General features: G+C 62.1%; 17 protein-coding genes. 7 read left to right on the forward strand and 10 right to left on the reverse strand.

What is annotated here, in order from left to right:
- Positions 1-23 precede the first annotated feature (23 nt).
- Both ACSQ2A_RS12240 and ACSQ2A_RS12245 read left to right on the forward strand, forming a co-directional pair.
- Positions 24-506, forward strand: coding sequence for a hypothetical protein (locus ACSQ2A_RS12240; RefSeq protein WP_436072464.1), 483 nt, complete (start codon positions 24-26; stop codon positions 504-506).
- A 1533-nt stretch (positions 507-2039) separates the two neighbouring features.
- Positions 2040-3164 carry a hypothetical protein gene (locus tag ACSQ2A_RS12245; protein ID WP_436072465.1) on the forward strand — a complete coding sequence of 375 codons (1125 nt, stop codon included), beginning with the start codon at positions 2040-2042 and terminating at the stop codon, positions 3162-3164.
- Positions 3165-3298: 134 nt separating this feature from the next.
- Here the strand turns inward: ACSQ2A_RS12245 and ACSQ2A_RS12250 are convergent, their stop codons facing one another.
- The gene (locus tag ACSQ2A_RS12250) at positions 3299-4501 is read right to left on the reverse strand and encodes a pyridoxal phosphate-dependent aminotransferase (protein WP_436072466.1); all 1203 of its coding nucleotides are present in this window, start codon (positions 4499-4501) and stop codon (positions 3299-3301) included.
- Between the two features lie 55 nt (positions 4502-4556).
- Entirely contained in the window at positions 4557-5624 is a 1068-nt protein-coding gene (locus tag ACSQ2A_RS12255) for a LacI family DNA-binding transcriptional regulator (RefSeq protein WP_436072467.1), read from the reverse strand.
- 154 nt (positions 5625-5778) lie between these two features.
- Here ACSQ2A_RS12255 and ACSQ2A_RS12260 point away from each other — a divergent pair, with 154 nt between their 5' ends.
- The gene (locus tag ACSQ2A_RS12260) at positions 5779-5973 is read left to right on the forward strand and encodes a hypothetical protein (protein ID WP_295412486.1); all 195 of its coding nucleotides are present in this window, start codon (positions 5779-5781) and stop codon (positions 5971-5973) included.
- A gap of 143 nt (positions 5974-6116) precedes the next feature.
- Positions 6117-6368 carry a hypothetical protein gene (locus ACSQ2A_RS12265; protein ID WP_436072468.1) on the forward strand — a complete coding sequence of 84 codons (252 nt, stop codon included), beginning with the start codon at positions 6117-6119 and terminating at the stop codon, positions 6366-6368.
- A gap of 106 nt (positions 6369-6474) precedes the next feature.
- Here ACSQ2A_RS12265 and ACSQ2A_RS12270 read toward each other — a convergent pair whose 3' ends face one another.
- Entirely contained in the window at positions 6475-6894 is a 420-nt protein-coding gene (locus tag ACSQ2A_RS12270) for a DUF4864 domain-containing protein (RefSeq protein WP_436072469.1), read from the reverse strand.
- A 258-nt stretch (positions 6895-7152) separates the two neighbouring features.
- On the opposite strand from ACSQ2A_RS12270, the gene ACSQ2A_RS12275 reads away from it, so the two are divergent.
- Complete coding sequence (locus ACSQ2A_RS12275; protein ID WP_295412490.1) at positions 7153-7581, forward strand: CBS domain-containing protein; 429 nt, start codon at positions 7153-7155, stop codon at positions 7579-7581.
- A 78-nt stretch (positions 7582-7659) separates the two neighbouring features.
- Here the strand turns inward: ACSQ2A_RS12275 and ACSQ2A_RS12280 are convergent, their stop codons facing one another.
- The 4 genes from ACSQ2A_RS12280 to ACSQ2A_RS12295 form a co-directional block, all read right to left on the reverse strand.
- Positions 7660-8232, reverse strand: a complete 573-nt coding sequence (locus ACSQ2A_RS12280) for an SH3 domain-containing protein (RefSeq protein ID WP_436072470.1) — start codon at positions 8230-8232, stop codon at positions 7660-7662.
- A gap of 110 nt (positions 8233-8342) precedes the next feature.
- Entirely contained in the window at positions 8343-9014 is a 672-nt protein-coding gene (locus ACSQ2A_RS12285; protein WP_295412493.1) for an SH3 domain-containing protein, read from the reverse strand.
- Between the two features lie 230 nt (positions 9015-9244).
- Entirely contained in the window at positions 9245-9637 is a 393-nt protein-coding gene (locus ACSQ2A_RS12290) for an acyl-CoA thioesterase (protein WP_295412495.1), read from the reverse strand.
- Positions 9634-10230 (reverse strand): thymidine kinase, encoded by a 597-nt coding sequence (locus ACSQ2A_RS12295; protein WP_291416647.1) that lies wholly within the window; start codon positions 10228-10230, stop codon positions 9634-9636. The genes ACSQ2A_RS12290 and ACSQ2A_RS12295 overlap by 4 nt, the downstream gene beginning before the upstream one ends.
- A 304-nt stretch (positions 10231-10534) precedes the next feature.
- Here ACSQ2A_RS12295 and ACSQ2A_RS12300 point away from each other — a divergent pair, with 304 nt between their 5' ends.
- Positions 10535-10918, forward strand: coding sequence for a hypothetical protein (locus ACSQ2A_RS12300; RefSeq protein WP_295412499.1), 384 nt, complete (start codon positions 10535-10537; stop codon positions 10916-10918).
- A gap of 147 nt (positions 10919-11065) precedes the next feature.
- On the opposite strand, the gene ACSQ2A_RS12305 is transcribed toward ACSQ2A_RS12300, so the two are convergent.
- From ACSQ2A_RS12305 to ACSQ2A_RS12315, 3 genes are all read right to left on the reverse strand, one after another.
- Positions 11066-11971 carry a DMT family transporter gene (locus ACSQ2A_RS12305; protein ID WP_436072471.1) on the reverse strand — a complete coding sequence of 302 codons (906 nt, stop codon included), beginning with the start codon at positions 11969-11971 and terminating at the stop codon, positions 11066-11068.
- A 111-nt stretch (positions 11972-12082) separates the two neighbouring features.
- Positions 12083-13303 carry an aminotransferase class V-fold PLP-dependent enzyme gene (locus ACSQ2A_RS12310; protein WP_436072472.1) on the reverse strand — a complete coding sequence of 407 codons (1221 nt, stop codon included), beginning with the start codon at positions 13301-13303 and terminating at the stop codon, positions 12083-12085.
- A 161-nt stretch (positions 13304-13464) separates the two neighbouring features.
- On the reverse strand, positions 13465-14070 hold the full coding sequence (locus tag ACSQ2A_RS12315) for a Spy/CpxP family protein refolding chaperone (protein ID WP_436072473.1): 606 nt from the start codon (positions 14068-14070) through the stop codon (positions 13465-13467).
- Positions 14071-14296: 226 nt separating this feature from the next.
- Here ACSQ2A_RS12315 and ACSQ2A_RS12320 point away from each other — a divergent pair, with 226 nt between their 5' ends.
- Positions 14297-14698, forward strand: a complete 402-nt coding sequence (locus tag ACSQ2A_RS12320) for a hypothetical protein (RefSeq protein WP_295412506.1) — start codon at positions 14297-14299, stop codon at positions 14696-14698.
- The last annotated feature ends 39 nt before the right edge of the window (positions 14699-14737 follow it).

Consider the following 14737-nt stretch of genomic DNA (forward strand, 5'->3'; position numbering starts at 1 on the left):
ACCTTGGTGATTGGGGACACATCATGAAGACATCCACGCTGGCGCTCGCCGCCCTCTTTCTGCTGCCCACCACGACTATTGCCGCCGAACCCACGCCCGCCGATTTCGGCGCCGCCTTCTGCAAGGGCGGCATCGACAACGACATGTCGGCCATCGAGGCGGCCCTGACGCCGGACCTCGCAAAAGTCATCGCCGAAGCCGAGGCGAAAAATGCCGAGATCCAGGCCGCCACTCCCGACGAAAAACCGCCCTTGGGCGATGGCCTGCCCTGGCGGAGCTGGCCCGACTACGCCGACGGCTGCGAGGTCGGCACGATCGCCGAGGACGCGGGAAAGACTCTCGTCGAGATTCGCTACAGCTTCACCAGTTCGCCCGACGCCAATTACGCCGATCACCTCGTGCTGATTCCTGCCGCCACCGGCAGCGATTCCTGGCAGCTCGACGACATCAAACTGATCGACGGAATGACCCTGCGCAGTGTTTTGGCAGGTGCATTCGAGCAATAGATCAAAAAACGGGCTGCGGCAGCCCGCCGCACCCTCTCGCCTTATCATTGAAATCATTGAGGATTTTCACATGACATGCGCGAACTGCATATCTGACATGTCAGACACCTGGTTGGCGAATGAGCATCGCGCTCATATATCGAGCACATCACAGCGCGAATGTTTCTCCTCCTCCCTTGCATCGCGCTGCGTTCCCTCCTACGGGCTTCGGCCCGACCCTCCTAAGGCTTCGCTCTCCCCTCGGGCGAAGCCTTTTTCTTTTCCAAAACGCCCGCACCCTTCCCCGAGAAGCCCGGCCCACCGGACTTTCCCGGCCATGACCGTTTGTGGTTTTTTCAGCACCCTTGCAAAAATGCATGGCTGACATGTCAGTTCCGGGATTGCCGACTAACTTGGTAGAGTTCATATAGGTCGTGTCGCTGAGACGCGCTCCGAACTCCTCCTCCCTCGGACCCCGTATCGCGACACCGAGTTGCGGGTCTATCCTCCTCCCAGACCCAAGGCTCACGGCAGATGGCATATCCTCCTCCCTTGCCTCTGCCCCACTTTCGATTTGGCTTCGGCCCAGTCATCAGGCTCCAACTTCGGTTGGAGCCTCTTTTTTTGGCCGGTCGCCAGTGCACCCGCGCACAACATGCCCCTTGGCCGATCGCCGCCCCTTCCCCCGATCGTCATACTCGGGCTTGACCCGAGGACACTTCACTTAACGGCACCGCGGTAAGTAGAGAGCCTTGGGGCAAGCCCGAGGGTGACGGCAGGACGCATCCCTCACCCACAGTGTCATTCCCACCCCGTGGCCGACTTCGCACCTGCCTGACATCTCAGTTCCTGCGTCTCCCTCCCCCTTATGGGGAGGGATCAAGGGTGGGGGTAACAATGCCTCGCCGAGCCCCGCCCTGCCTTTCGTCGCCACCCCTTCCATACAAGCTGCTCAATTTTTGGACAGATTGTCGCTGTGCCTAATGCATAGCTGACATGTCGCGAAACGCATTGCTGACCAAAAGGTCAAAATCTATATTCGGTCTTGTCGATGCGACGCCGCTCCTTTTCCTCCTCCCTAGGACCCGCGACGCTCGGCACCGGGTTTTGACCGTATCCTCCTCCCTCGGTCAGGGCCCACCCGGACTGGCGCAAATCCTCCTCCCTTGCGTCGGGCCATACTTAGATTTGGCTTCGGCCCTATCAATCAGGCTCCAACTTCGGTTGGAGCCTCTTTTTTTGCCTTCAGCAAATCTGCATGGCAGACCTTCCGATTGCGCGTTTGTGCCCGCGCAGCCATCGCGCGATAGTGTTTGTGACGGCGGGGGTACGTGGTGCCCCGCCCCTCCAAGGTCAGCGGCTTTGCCGTAGGCCCCTGGCCCCACCCATCCCCTCGGGTGGGGCCTCTTTGTTTCCAGACACCCCAGCAATTTCGGCCAATTCTGCCCGGCAAGTTTTGCCGATCGACACATCTGGCGCCGAAACACCCTTGAAAAGTCTAACGAATTTTCAGGCACAACACTTGCTTAACCATTGGTAGCAAGGAGATGCTGCATGGTCGCCGTAACCGCCACCTACTATTCGGCCTATTCAACTACCACGTCGGGCCAGGCCACCACGACGACAGCTGCTACGACCTCGACCACGTCTGCGACGACGTCGAGCACGACGAGCGCTGCCACATCCATTACCCTTTCGGATGCCGCCAAGGCCGCGCTGGCCGAGCGGTCCTATGCCAGCGTCGTCACAGACGCGCGCAGCAAGCTGACCAAGCTCCTCGAAGATGCCGGCCGCAAGTCGCCCCTGCAGAACGGTGAACTGGCCCTCGACCTGTCGAGCCTCGACTCGCGCGAAATCTACGCTATCGCCAGCGACAAGACCTTCTCCGCCGATGAGAGTGAAGCCGCCATGCTCGAAATGCAGCGCCGCTTCGAAGCCGCTCTCGCCGGCCCCCATTCGATTGCCCAGGTCACCGGCAACTATACCGGCCTCTACAATGCCGCCGCCGCCTTCCTCGATGCCCTGGGCCCCGAGGAAAAGGCCAGCGAGGACTGGAAGGCCTCTCGCGACGCCGTCACCGAAGGCCTCAAGCAGCTGCAGACCGATCCCAAGAAGCTGCCCTCGGCCGGCGAGGACGATCCCGTCGCCATCTATATCAAGCTGGTGGAAACCCGCGGCTCACTCGATCAGTCCATGGCGACGCTGGCGACCAATGCCCGCGCCGCGCTCGACAAGCGCTACGAGGAAATTCACGCCACCGGCCGCATCCCGAGCTTCAAACCGACCAGCCCCAACGGCACCCATGTCGACCTGTCGGGCCTTTCGAGCCGTTCGCTCTCTGCCATCGTTCTCGATGAGGAAGGCCAGTTCACCTCGCAGGAAGTGGCCGCAGCAAAGTCCCAGCTCCGCACCAAGTCGAGCTCCGTGCTGATGGCCGGCCTCAAGTCGGCCTCCCAGTCGAGCGACCCCACCGCCTTCAGCCAGAACGTGATCTCGGCCTTCTCCTCGCTCAGCGCCGAAGAGCGCCAGGCCGCCGGCTGGTCCGACCAGCTCTACGAGGCCGCCGTCGCCAATTACTCGACGTCGAACAAGCTGTTGGAAATGTTCAACCAGCTCAGCGCCGGCAGCAGCTCCAGCAATTCCGGCTCCAGCTTCAGTTTTGCGAGCTTGCTGGGCTAATCAGCCCCGACCGGCAACGCCGCCAACGGCGTTGCCCTCACACCCACCGTGTCATCCCCGCGAAAGCGGGGATCTCTGTTTCCGGCACACGGATTCCCGTTTTCGCGGGAATGACCCGGCGCGAGGCGAAGGGCTCAGCTAATCCCCGCACAAAACTGCTGGATCCGCCGCACCGCCTCTTCCAGCTCCGCATTGCTCGCCGCATAGCTCAGCCGGAAGTGCCCCGGCAGGCCAAACGCGGTGCCATGTACCAGCGCTACGCCCGTCTCTTCCAGCAGCGCCATGACGAAATCCTCGTCCGTGGTCAGCACCTTGCCGCCCGCGCTGGCCTTGCCCAAGAGCCGCTTGCACGAGGGGAACACATAAAACGCCCCCTCCGGCGTCAGGCAATCGAGCCCGGTATTGGCATTGAGCCCCTTCACCACCAGGTCACGGCGCTCCTGGAACACCCGGCGCCAGTCCGCCAGAAACTCCTGTGGCCCGTCCAGCGCGGCCACAGCCGCCCACTGCGAGATCGAGGTCGGGTTCGACGTCGACTGCCCCTGCAGCTTCGTCATCGCCGCCAGCAGCGGCCGTGGGCCCGTGCAATAGCCGATGCGCCAGCCGGTCATGGCATGCGACTTCGACACGCCATTCATCGTCAGCGTGCGCGGCTGCAGCTTTGGCTCCACCTGTGCGATCGTCGAGAAAGTGCCGCCGTCATAGACCAGCACTTCATAGATGTCGTCGGTCAGAATGTGCACATGCTCATGGCGCAGCAGCACATCGGCCAGACCGCGCAATTCGTCCGCCGTATAGGCAGCGCCCGTCGGGTTCGACGGCGTATTAAGCAGCAGCCACTTGGTCTTGGGCGTAATCGCCGCTTCCAATGCTTCCGGCGAAAGCTTGAACCCCGTCGAGGCATCAGCCACGGCAAAAACCGGATCCGCGCCACAGAGCCGCACGATTTCCGGATAGCTCACCCAGTAAGGCACCGGAATGACGACCTCATCGCCCGGATTGAGCGTCGCCATCAGCGCATTGAAAATGATCTGCTTGCCGCCCGAGGAGACAAAGCAATCCGCTGCCGTCACATCGAGCCCATTGTCGCGCTTGAACTTGCGCGCAACCGCTTCCTTCAGTTCGGGAATGCCGTCGACATTGGTGTAGCGCGTCTTGCCCTCGTCCATCGCCTTCTTGGCAGCGTCGCGGACATGGAGCGGGGTGTCAAAATCCGGCTCGCCGGCGGAAAGGGCGATGATGTCCTTGCCTTCCTGCGCCATCACCCGCGCCTTCTGGCTGATCGCCACAGTCGCAGATGGTGCTACGCGTCCCAGCGCATCGGAAAGAAAAGCCATGCCCGCCTCCATTTAAGCCGTGGCTGGTGTAGTCGAAACCACCGTTATCGAAAAGTCATAACTCGCTCTTCGGCGCCGGTCCCGTACTGCCGCGCACCACGAGCGGCAAAGGCAGCACAGTTCGTGCTGCAATCTCCTCGCCACCCAGAATTGCGCCCACTGCCCGGGCCGCCAGTTCCTGAAAAGGCTGCTGCACCGTCGTCAACGCCGGCAGCGTGTCGGCTCCTTCCGGAATACCGTCGAAACCGACCACTGACACATCCTCCGGCACACGCCGGCCATTGCCCTTGAGCCATTCGATGGCAAAGAGCGCCACGCGATCCGACATGGCCAGAACTCCCGTGGGCGACTGCTCCGCCGCAAACAGCCTGCTCATGGCCGCCCACACTGTTTCGCGCTGGGCATCGGTATCGGCATAGGGCACATCCGCAGCCGCAATCCCTACTGTCGCCAGCCCTGCCCAATAGCCCTCCGCGCGGTCCCGCACAGTCAGATATGGCGTCGCCAACACTTCTTCGGGCGTCGGCCAGAGCGCGTTCCAGCTTTCCCCGATACCGAGAATGGCAATCCTGCGGTGCCCCAGCGCCACCAGATGCTCCGCTGCCTGCCGCGCCCCGTCCCGATTGTCGATGCCGACGCCCGGCGCATCGACCGTGCTCTCTTCCAGCCCCAGCGCTACAAAAGGCAGCTCACGCTTCTCCGTCTGCCCGATCAGCGCCGGTCCCTCCTCCGCACAGAGCAGGATCAGCCCATCGACCAGCGCGCTTTGGATGTTCCAGGCCGGCCGCTCGCGATTCATCGCCGAAACGATGGAGAGCCCCGCGCCCTGTTTGTCACACTCGGCGGCGATCGCCGCCATCATGGTTCGCGCCCACTGGTCCTCGAAAAAGTAGGTCAGCGGTTCCGCCGTCGCCACGCCAATGGCGTTGATCTTGCCCGCCCGCAGCAATCGCCCCGTCAGGCTTGGTCCAGCATAGCCGAGCTCCTTGGCTGCCGCCTCCACCCGCTCGCGCACTTCCTGCCGGACGATATCGGGCCGGTTGAACACATTCGACGCCGTGCCCTGCGACACGCCCGCCACCCGCGCCACGTCCCGAAGGCGTACCGGATTGTCTTGAGTCATTGATATCCTCCACCCCCTCGCTATCACAGTTTTTGTATCGGTTCAATTTTCGCTTGACCCAAGGCCGCAAGAAGTGCACATTTGAACCGGTTCAAGGAATATCACACCCTCAAATTGAACCGATTCAACACTTTCATGCGAAAGGGACTAAGCAATGATTCCCGCCAGCTATCTCTACAAGGACATCTATCGCCAGACCTGGCTTGACCCAGATCTTGAATGCGCTTGGGCCCGCCAGGAAGCAGCTCGCCTCGACGCCATTCCGTCCCTGCGCCAGAGCCTCGCCACCCTGCTGCGCCGAGTAGCCGACATACTCTATCCCGCCGGCCTGGCCTCTGGCCATTCGTAACCGCGGCGTGACAATTCACGCCTGCCACCCTTGCGTCACAGCAAAACCCCATTTGCATGGTTTCCTCCCCTCATCCACAACGATGAGACGCCTATCCCATGCAACTATTCTCGTCTCGCGGGCGGAAGGGCCTGAAAGTGAAGATGGCTGTGGCCGCTGGCTTCGCCGCTGCACTTGGTCTTGCCGGCGCATTTCTCGCGGGTGTTACGCCTTCCCTGGCCGCCGATCTCGCGGCGCAGCCCGATACGCAAGTGGCCATCTTCATGGTCCCGCTCACTATTCTCATCCTGACTATGCTGTTTGAAGTCGGACGCTTCGTCTGGCGCAACCGTATTCCAGCTTCGACGCCCACGCGTCAGCGTCGCACCAATTGGTCAGTGGCGAAGACCCGCTGATCAATACCCGCGGCATGAAGCCCTCCATGCCGTGTATTTTCTCCAAAGTCCTCAGGCCGGCCTCGCGCCGGCCTTTTTTCTGCGTTGCCGTCGATCATGGCCGACGCTATGCCCCGCGTCCCGGCACCCTGCGCAGTATGACGCCGAGCACCCGCCATCCCTGGCCCGGCTCGTCCATCAATTGATACACGGCTTCATAGAGGTCCAGGTCCGGCCCCACCAGCTTGACCACCTGCAGCACTACGCCGCTCTCGGTCTTTTCGTAGGCACCAAAACTATGCGAGCGCGCTTCAACGATAGGCCCGTAGCCAGATCGCTTCACATCCGCGAGAAACCGTTCGGGATCGGCATAAATCTCCCGAAATGCGGCACTGGCCAGACCGAGCGCGATCTCGGCATTGCCACTTTGCAGCGCCTCGATTTGCCCGGTTACGGTCGCCTGCCAGGGCGTGGCCTCCTGCGGCTGTGCTATACCGATGCTGCTCAGGAAAAACACCAGCGCCACAAAAAACCGAACCATGATCATGGCCTCCGCCGGGGTGGCGCACCGGCCATTGTGCCGCGACGCTGATCCCATGCAATATCTACGCCTTCTGAGCGGAAAAGTTTCAAGGGCGGCATGAAGCCCTCCATGCCGTCCATCTGCCCAAACTCCTCGGGCAGGCCTCGCGCCAGCGTTTTCTGCCTTGCCGCTGAACGGCTTCGGGTTCACACTCCTCTCACCGATCGACTCCCAGCTCGTTCGGCTGAGTGTCGATTGGTCCAACGCAAGGAGGACCTGACTATGATCGTCGATACCATCCTGCAACTCAAAGGCACGGCCGTTCACACCCTGCGCGACAGCGATACGCTGGGCGATGCCGTTGCCATGCTCAACAGCCACAATATCGGCGCCATCGTCATCGTCGGCACCGGCGAGAGCGTGGTCGGCATCCTCTCCGAGCGCGATATCGTCCGGCAATTGGGCAAGAACCCCTCAGCCGCCCTCGCCCAGTCCATCGGCTCCGTCATGACGCGGGCAGTCGTCACCTGCGACCGCACCACGGCCATTTCCGATGTCATGGAGCGCATGACCCACCGCCGCATCCGCCACATGCCCGTGGTCGATGGCGACCGCCTCACCGGCATCATTTCCATCGGCGACGTGGTCAAGCTCAAGATCGAGGAAGTCGAGCACGAGGCCGAAGTGCTGCGCGAATACATCGCCAGCTAGCCCCTGCCCCCTCTTCTGCGTTCGCAAACAAAAGTCCCCGCTTCCGCGGGGATTTTGCAATCAGATTTTTGAGCGCCGTCAGTAGACGCGGATCGAAGACAGGTTGCGCGCCAGATACCGGTTCAGCACCGGCTGGCTTTCGATGATCCGCTCGCAATAGGACTGGAAGCCCCGATCGCGGCAGGCCGCAGCCGACACATTCCCGGTGATCTCGACCGACGAGAAGCGGTTATCCTGCCCATAGAGCTTGAGGTCATTGAACACCTGCCCGGACTCCGCGCAGAGCGATGCCCCGGTGAAATTGCGGCCTTCATAGAAGCACACCGTCCCCGGGCCACCTTCCGGATAATCCGGACGAACGAGAAACAACGGCCCCTCGGGACCAGCACCAAAGCTCAGCGCTTCAAGGCTCGTCCAGCCCCGGCCACCATCGCCATCGACGAGGCACCAGGTCACCTGGCAGCGCAGAATGCGGATGGCACTGTCTTCAGAGATCGTCCCGACCACGTCATGCGCGGCCCCCGGCCCCTTGCGCAGCGTCAGGTCGACCTGCGCCCAGCCATGCGAACCGACATCGGACGCGGCTACGACCGGAGAAAGCAGGGAAAGCCCGAAACCGATAGCGAGAGCCAAGCTCTTCAAGCGCTTCATGGAAAGAGAATCCCCAGGTGAAAATCAGCGGGACTTTATCTCGGCGCCTTGTTGCGGCCAAGGGCAAGAAAAAACGGCGCCGTACTTTTGTACAGCGCCGCTTTTACTAATTAGCGAATGCGAACCGAGGCAACATAGTCGTCGAAATCATTCAGCGAGCTGGCGCTGGTCGTATAGGTCCGGCAGCTACGATAGTTCGGCTCCGAACAGACCTGCACCGAATAGCCACCCTGGTTGTCGATCGAGGAAATCCGATCGGTCCAGTCGCGAAGGTCACGCACGCTGTCGCCGGCGGCAAGGCAGAAGCTCTGGCCGCGGAAATTGGTGCGGTCATAGAAGCAGACCTCGTCATAGACCGGTTCAGGCAGCGGCTGGATCACCGGCGGGCGCGGCGGACGCGGCGGCTGCTGCGGATTGCCGATGCCGATATTCACGTTCGGGCCATTGGGGCCGAGGTTGAAGCCGAAGGAAATCCCCGGCTGGCTCGGATTGACCGGCTGGCCACCGCCAGCGGCAAGATAGGTGGCCGAAACCCAGCCATCGGGACCGGGCTTGGACACATAGCACCAGGAGCCCTGGCACTGCTGCACATCGACCTGCTGCCCACGGCGCACGGTGTCGACCACGGCATAATTGGTGCCCGGACCCGAGCGCACATTGACATTGCTGGTCACGGTCCCCGGCGCGGCCTGCGCTGCCGGCAGGAACACGACGACTGCAGTCGTGGCAACAGCAATGGCCGTTGCGACGTTAAGCAGGGTTTTGCGGGTATGGCGGTTCATGACTATTCCCTCTTCCACCACGTCCGGGATTGACGCTCAAAACCCGGAGCGGAATTCGTTACGATGCAGAAACGGGTACGGTCTTCAAAGAGTTCCGGCCCCGAACGGATTCAAAAGCTTAGGAGACGGCGACCGGTCATGACGTCAGATTTCATAGCCCTGCCCCAGCACCAAAGCGCTTCATACGCCTTGTCGCTCGTCCAGCCTGAACGCAGTCTGAATGTAATTGGTCAGCCTTGCGGGATCACCCGCTTTTGGCCGTTATCGTCAAGAGAAACATAAACGAAGCGCCCCTCGGTGACCTTCTTGCGGTCGTCGAGTTCATGCCGCCGCACCCAGGCCTCAAGCCCCACGGTAATCGAGGTCCGCCCGATCCGCTCGATGGTGGTATAGACGCAGAGCACATCGCCCACTTTCACCGGCGCAATGAAGGTCATGGCCTCCACGGCCACCGTCACCACCCTGCCCTTGACCCGCTCGACCGCGGCAATGGCTCCGGCAATGTCCATCTGGCTCATCACCCAGCCGCCAAAAATGTCGCCCGCCGCATTGGTGTCGGCCGGCATGGCCAAGGTGCGGATGGTCAATTGCCCCAGCGGTTCGCTCATCACTGTCTCGCTCATTCTGGTCCTTTCACCGGCCACCGGCCGACCGCCTCTTCCCAATGCTTGCGGCACAGCGAGAGATAGACGGATTTTTCGATCGAAACCTGATCGCCATCGGTCAGCACGCGTCCATCCACGCTCTGCCGCACCACCATGGTCGCCTTGGCGCCACAGGTGCAGATGGTACGAATTTCGCGCATCACATCGGCAATGGCCAGCAGTTCCATCGAGCCGGGAAAGAGCTTGCCCTGGAAGTCGGTGCGCAGCCCAAAGCACATCACCGGAATGCGCAGCCGATCGGAAACACGCGCCAGCTGCCACACCTGCTCGCGCTCGAGAAACTGCGCCTCGTCGACAAAGACGCAATCGACCTTGGACTCTTCATGCTGGTCGCGGATCGACTGATAGAGATCGTCGCCCGCCGAATAGAGCTCGGCCGGCTCACTGATGCCAATGCGCGACGAAATCAGCCCGATCCCATCCTCGACATAAAGCGCCGAGGTATAGAGCAGCGGCCGCATGCCGCGCTCGCGATAGTTGTAGGCAGCCTGCAGCAGCAAGGTGGACTTGCCGGCATTCATAGCGGCATAGGAAAAATAGAGTTTGGCCATAGTCCGCCTCAGAAGCTTCGGCCCTTTCTCGCGCAGTGCGCGCATTGGGGCGAGGACTATTCTGGACGGTCCACAAAAAAGGGCCGCCCGGGGGGCGGCCAAGGCCTACGCGTTGAGGCAAAATGGCCTCGGGGGAATGCGTCCGCGGGCCTGGGGGCTGGTGCGAACGGCGCATCCGGCATGCATGGGCTGCCCCGGAGCATTTGCAGCCTAGGCACATTACATGACGGACGCATGAAGCCGTTCAGCCAGCATTCAGGCTCGCCCGGCCATGTTCGGTTCACCGAGTAGAGAGTTTCAGCCAATGCGTTTTGTCCGCACCCTCGCCTTTGCCCTCGCCGCCTTGATCGCCACTCCCGCCCTCGCCTCGCCGGTCGGCACCTGGGAGCTGGAAGGCAAGGATACGCGCTTCCAGCTCGAAATGTGCGGAGATGGCACCCAGCTCTGCGGGCTCCTCACCTGGCTGAGCGATGTGGACTACAACGAGCAGTACAAGCCCTATCTCAACCGGCCCATGGCCGACCACATGCGCCAGTCAGGCCCAAATCGCTGGAAGGGCGACATCCGCCTTTTTGGCTACAACCTGTCCGGCACGCTGACCCAGAACAGCGAAAACCACATGACGCTGCACGGCTGCGCCCTGCTTGTGGTCTGCAAGACCTACCAGATGTATCGCTACACCGAGTAGCGCTAGAGTCTGCTTGGAAACACGCTGCGGCGCGACAAATGCCGGTGGCTTTCGAGAACCGGAACGGAGCGTACATTAGTACGTGAGTACCGGAAGCGCAGAAAACGCCGGCAGTTGGCCGCCGCAGTAGTGTTTACGAGCAGACTCTCAGTTCGTAGCTCTGACTTCCGGCAACCTCCGGCGCTCCAGCAGCGCCGGCACCGCCTCGACCATGACGATAGCCACGAACAGCAGCGCCGCCCCGGCATAGCCCACGACCGGCAACCGATCCCCCAACACTACCGCCCCGCCGAGCGCCGCAAACAGGCTCTCGGCCGACAAAATGATCGCCGCATTGGCCGGCGGCACATATTGCTGCCCCACCGCCTGCAACGTGAACCCCACGGCCGTCGACAGCACCGCGGCATAAGCCAGCTGCACCCAGACGTCCGAAATCTGCCCCAGCGTCGGCGCCTCGACCGGCACGGCAATCACCAGCGCCACGGTCCCCGCCACGAGGAAGCTGACCGCCGAAACAAAAATCGGCAGCCCGGTCTCCTTCGCCAGATGCCCCAGCGTCAGCACATGCATGGCCCAGAACACTGCGCTGCCCACGATCAGCCAATCGCCGCCATTGAAGCTCGAAAGCCCCCCGCCATTGAGGAAATAGATGCCCACCAGCGCCAGCGGCACGCCGACATAGACAATCGGATGCGGCCGCACGCGGAAGGCAAAATAGCCGATCAGCGGCACGAAGAAGACATAGAGCCCGGTCAGAAATCCGCCATTCGTCGCCGTCGTCGTCGCCAGCCCCGCCTGCTGCAGCCACGACCCCATGAAGAAGGCAAAGCACAAGACGCCCACCAGCATCCATTGCGACCGCGACAGCTCCACCTCGCGCCGCCGCCATTCACCCAGCGCCAGCGGCAGCACCAGCAGCCCACCGAGAATGTAACGCACCCCGGCAAAGCTCAGCGGCCCAATCGACCCCATGGCCGATTTTTGGGCCACAAAGGCAAAACCCCAAAACATGGTGCAAAGCAGCAAAAGCAGGGCTGCGAGTGGACGTGACATTTTTCTTGTTTCTCTTTGGAAGTCCCGGGCCGGTTACCCACCCACGGCGTCATCCCCGCGAAAGCGGGGATCTCTCTTTAAGCGTCAAACGCCGAGGAACTGAATCCCCTTCTAAAGCTCTGCATCTAGTGCCTTGATCAGACTCTGGATTTCCTCTGGGCTCGTGTAGTGCACGAACGACAGCCGCAACACCCCATGCTGCGGATCGATCCCCAGCGCCTCCATCAATCGCCAGGCGTAAAAATTCCCGCCTGACGCCATAATGCCGTGCTTGGCCAAGCGCTTTGCCACCTCCACCCCCGGCTCGCGATGCCGCAGCGCAATCGTCGGCGCGCGCAATTCCGCATCGGCCGGACCAACCAGGTTCACGTCATTGCGCCCATTGAGATAATCGAGCAGCGGCCGCGCCAACGCGATCTCTTGCGCCCGCATCGCCTTGTGCGCCCGCCGAAACGGGTTGCCCTCGCCCCCGGCAATCTCCGCCACCTGCTCCAGATAATCCGCAATCCCCGCCGAAGCGGCAATCTGCGCATGATCCGGCCCGGCCGGCGTCAGCCGATAGCGCGGCTTGGCATCGTTGAAAAAATGCCCCTGGTTCGGCAGCTGCATGGCCAGCTCCGGCCGCACCGCCATCACGCCCTGATGCGGCCCATAGGTCTTGTAAGCCGAGAACAGATAAATATCAGCCCCAAGCTCGCTGAGGTCCGGCAGCCCATGCGGCGCATAGCTCACCCCATCCACCGCCAGCACCGCACCAACAGCATGCGCGCGCTTCGCGATCTCGGCCACCGGATTGATCTCACCCACCACATTGGAACAATGCGGCGCCGCAACCAGCTTCACCTTGTCATCGAGCACCGCGTCCAGCGCCGCCAGCGCCAGCCGTCCGGTCTGGCCGTCGACGCTCCACTCGCGCACCTCAATGCCCTTTTGCGCCAGCCGCCGCCACGAGCCGGAATTCGCCTCATGGTCCTGATTGGTGACGACAATCGCATCGCCCGGCTTGAGCCAACCGCCAAAGGCATTGCCCAGCACATAGCTGTTCGCCGAAGACGACGGCCCGAAGTGGATCCAGTCCGCCGTAACACCAAGCGCCGCCGCAATGCGCTCATGGGCAAGGTTCATCGCCTCCCCCGCTTCGATCGAAGCCGGGTAAACTCCATAAGGCTGCACCTTGGTCGCGCGATAATAATGCTCCAGCCGGTCGAGCACCGTCTTGGCGGTATAGGAGCCGCCGGCATTCTCGAAAAACGCCTGGCCCTGCAGGCTCGGCTCGGCAAAGGCGGGAAAGAGAGCGCGGATACGCGCCGGGTCCAGAGGCAGATTGGTCATAATCGATCCGTCAAAGAATGATCGATTGGTAGAGAAGCTGGGAATTAAAGCAACCCCGGCTGTTGAGAGCCGGGGTTGTCGCGACGCAGGTCGTTCGGGGGGGCGGACCACGCCGCTCGTCAGCTCCCATGCCCGAAGGAGACACGGGAGCCGGAATGGGGTTAGCGGTTATTGCCGCCAAAGCCACGCGGCCCCTGACCACCGTGCTGGCCACGAGGACCATGCTCGCCCTGCGCCGGCATCAACTCGGCCTTCTGCTCATCGGTCAGGCTGTCAAAGAAAGCCGCAACGGACGGCTGCACCGCCTCAAGCGCCGCAACGTGTGCCTTTTCGACGGCAATCCGGGTTTCAAGCCGCTCCGCAACGGTCGGAACCGTGCGCTCTTCACCCTCGGCCGGCGGCGTCGGGCGCAGGCCTTCGGTCGCGGTCGCAAAATCCTCCGCCGCAGCCAGTGCCGAAGTTTTCAGCGTGTCGAACAGCGCCTGCTGTTCCGTGGTCAGGTCAAGGCGATGGCTGAGGCGCACCAGTGCAATCTCGACGCCCTCGCCACCACGCGAGAAATCGAAGAAGCCGGCGCCACCGCCGCCCTGCTGGCGCGGTCCACCGCCCTGCGGACGGAATGCCTGGTTGCCCGGCCCGGCATCTTCCTGGGTCACCGCAGCGTCGGGTGCCTGAGGAGCCGGCTGGGCCATGGCGGGCGCTACGGCGCTCAAACCGATTGCAGTGGCAACGACTGCCATGAGGGCTTTGATCGAGGTGGAGGTCATAGTGTTTTTCCTTGCATGGGAAACCGGCAGAACCGGAACAACACGACCCTAGCGAGAGGAAACTCTTCACGAGATTGCGACGGCATGAACTCTTGGCAAGGTCGGTAAGGTTGGCGCGCCGCCCACCGCTCCCGTCTGGCGAAACCCTTAGAAAAACAGTATTATTCGCCCCTCCTGCGGGTGTTGAGGAGTTTACGACCCGCGGGCAATAAGAGGGGAGAAAATCGTGCCTAAGATCTCACACATGTTCTTTCGTGCCGGAATTCTGTTTCTGATCGTCGGGATCAGTCTCGGCCTGATCATGTCGATCAGCCAAAACCACGACGTTATTGGCGCCCACGCCCACATAAACCTGCTTGGCTGGGTCACATCAGCCATCTTCGGTGGCTACTACGCCCTCAACCCCGCAAAGGCCGAGGGCATGTTGGCGCGCGTGCATTTCTGGGTCTACACGCTTGGCGTGCTGCTCATGACCGTGTCGCTCTATCTGCTGCTCAAGGGCAATACCGGCTTCGTACCTCTGGTCGCCGTCGGCTCCCTGATCACCGCCGCAGGCGTCCTCATCGGCGCCTACATCTTCTTCATGCCGGCCAGTTCCAGCACTGCCCGCATGCAGCCGGCAGAATGACGAAGGGGCCGCCCGCAGTTTTCTGCGTGGCGGCCCACC

Source organism: Devosia sp. LjRoot3 (assembly GCF_964252865.1).
In the GTDB taxonomy this organism is placed as follows: Bacteria; Pseudomonadota; Alphaproteobacteria; order Rhizobiales; family Devosiaceae; genus Devosia.

Coding starts and splice junctions, on each gene's coding strand:
- ACSQ2A_RS12265 (WP_436072468.1), top strand. CDS start 6,117: ATGGCTGTGGCCGCTGGCTTCGCCGCTGCACTTGGTCTTGCCGGCGCA.
- ACSQ2A_RS12255 (WP_436072467.1), bottom strand. CDS start 5,624: ATGACTCAAGACAATCCGGTACGCCTTCGGGACGTGGCGCGGGTGGCG.
- ACSQ2A_RS12280 (WP_436072470.1), bottom strand. CDS start 8,232: ATGAAGCGCTTGAAGAGCTTGGCTCTCGCTATCGGTTTCGGGCTTTCC.
- ACSQ2A_RS12290 (WP_295412495.1), bottom strand. CDS start 9,637: ATGAGCGAGACAGTGATGAGCGAACCGCTGGGGCAATTGACCATCCGC.
- ACSQ2A_RS12310 (WP_436072472.1), bottom strand. CDS start 13,303: ATGACCAATCTGCCTCTGGACCCGGCGCGTATCCGCGCTCTCTTTCCC.
- ACSQ2A_RS12270 (WP_436072469.1), bottom strand. CDS start 6,894: ATGATCATGGTTCGGTTTTTTGTGGCGCTGGTGTTTTTCCTGAGCAGC.
- ACSQ2A_RS12240 (WP_436072464.1), top strand. CDS start 24: ATGAAGACATCCACGCTGGCGCTCGCCGCCCTCTTTCTGCTGCCCACC.
- ACSQ2A_RS12260 (WP_295412486.1), top strand. CDS start 5,779: ATGATTCCCGCCAGCTATCTCTACAAGGACATCTATCGCCAGACCTGG.
- ACSQ2A_RS12245 (WP_436072465.1), top strand. CDS start 2,040: ATGGTCGCCGTAACCGCCACCTACTATTCGGCCTATTCAACTACCACG.
- ACSQ2A_RS12285 (WP_295412493.1), bottom strand. CDS start 9,014: ATGAACCGCCATACCCGCAAAACCCTGCTTAACGTCGCAACGGCCATT.
- ACSQ2A_RS12275 (WP_295412490.1), top strand. CDS start 7,153: ATGATCGTCGATACCATCCTGCAACTCAAAGGCACGGCCGTTCACACC.
- ACSQ2A_RS12295 (WP_291416647.1), bottom strand. CDS start 10,230: ATGGCCAAACTCTATTTTTCCTATGCCGCTATGAATGCCGGCAAGTCC.
- ACSQ2A_RS12300 (WP_295412499.1), top strand. CDS start 10,535: ATGCGTTTTGTCCGCACCCTCGCCTTTGCCCTCGCCGCCTTGATCGCC.
- ACSQ2A_RS12250 (WP_436072466.1), bottom strand. CDS start 4,501: ATGGCTTTTCTTTCCGATGCGCTGGGACGCGTAGCACCATCTGCGACT.
- ACSQ2A_RS12315 (WP_436072473.1), bottom strand. CDS start 14,070: ATGACCTCCACCTCGATCAAAGCCCTCATGGCAGTCGTTGCCACTGCA.
- ACSQ2A_RS12305 (WP_436072471.1), bottom strand. CDS start 11,971: ATGTCACGTCCACTCGCAGCCCTGCTTTTGCTGCTTTGCACCATGTTT.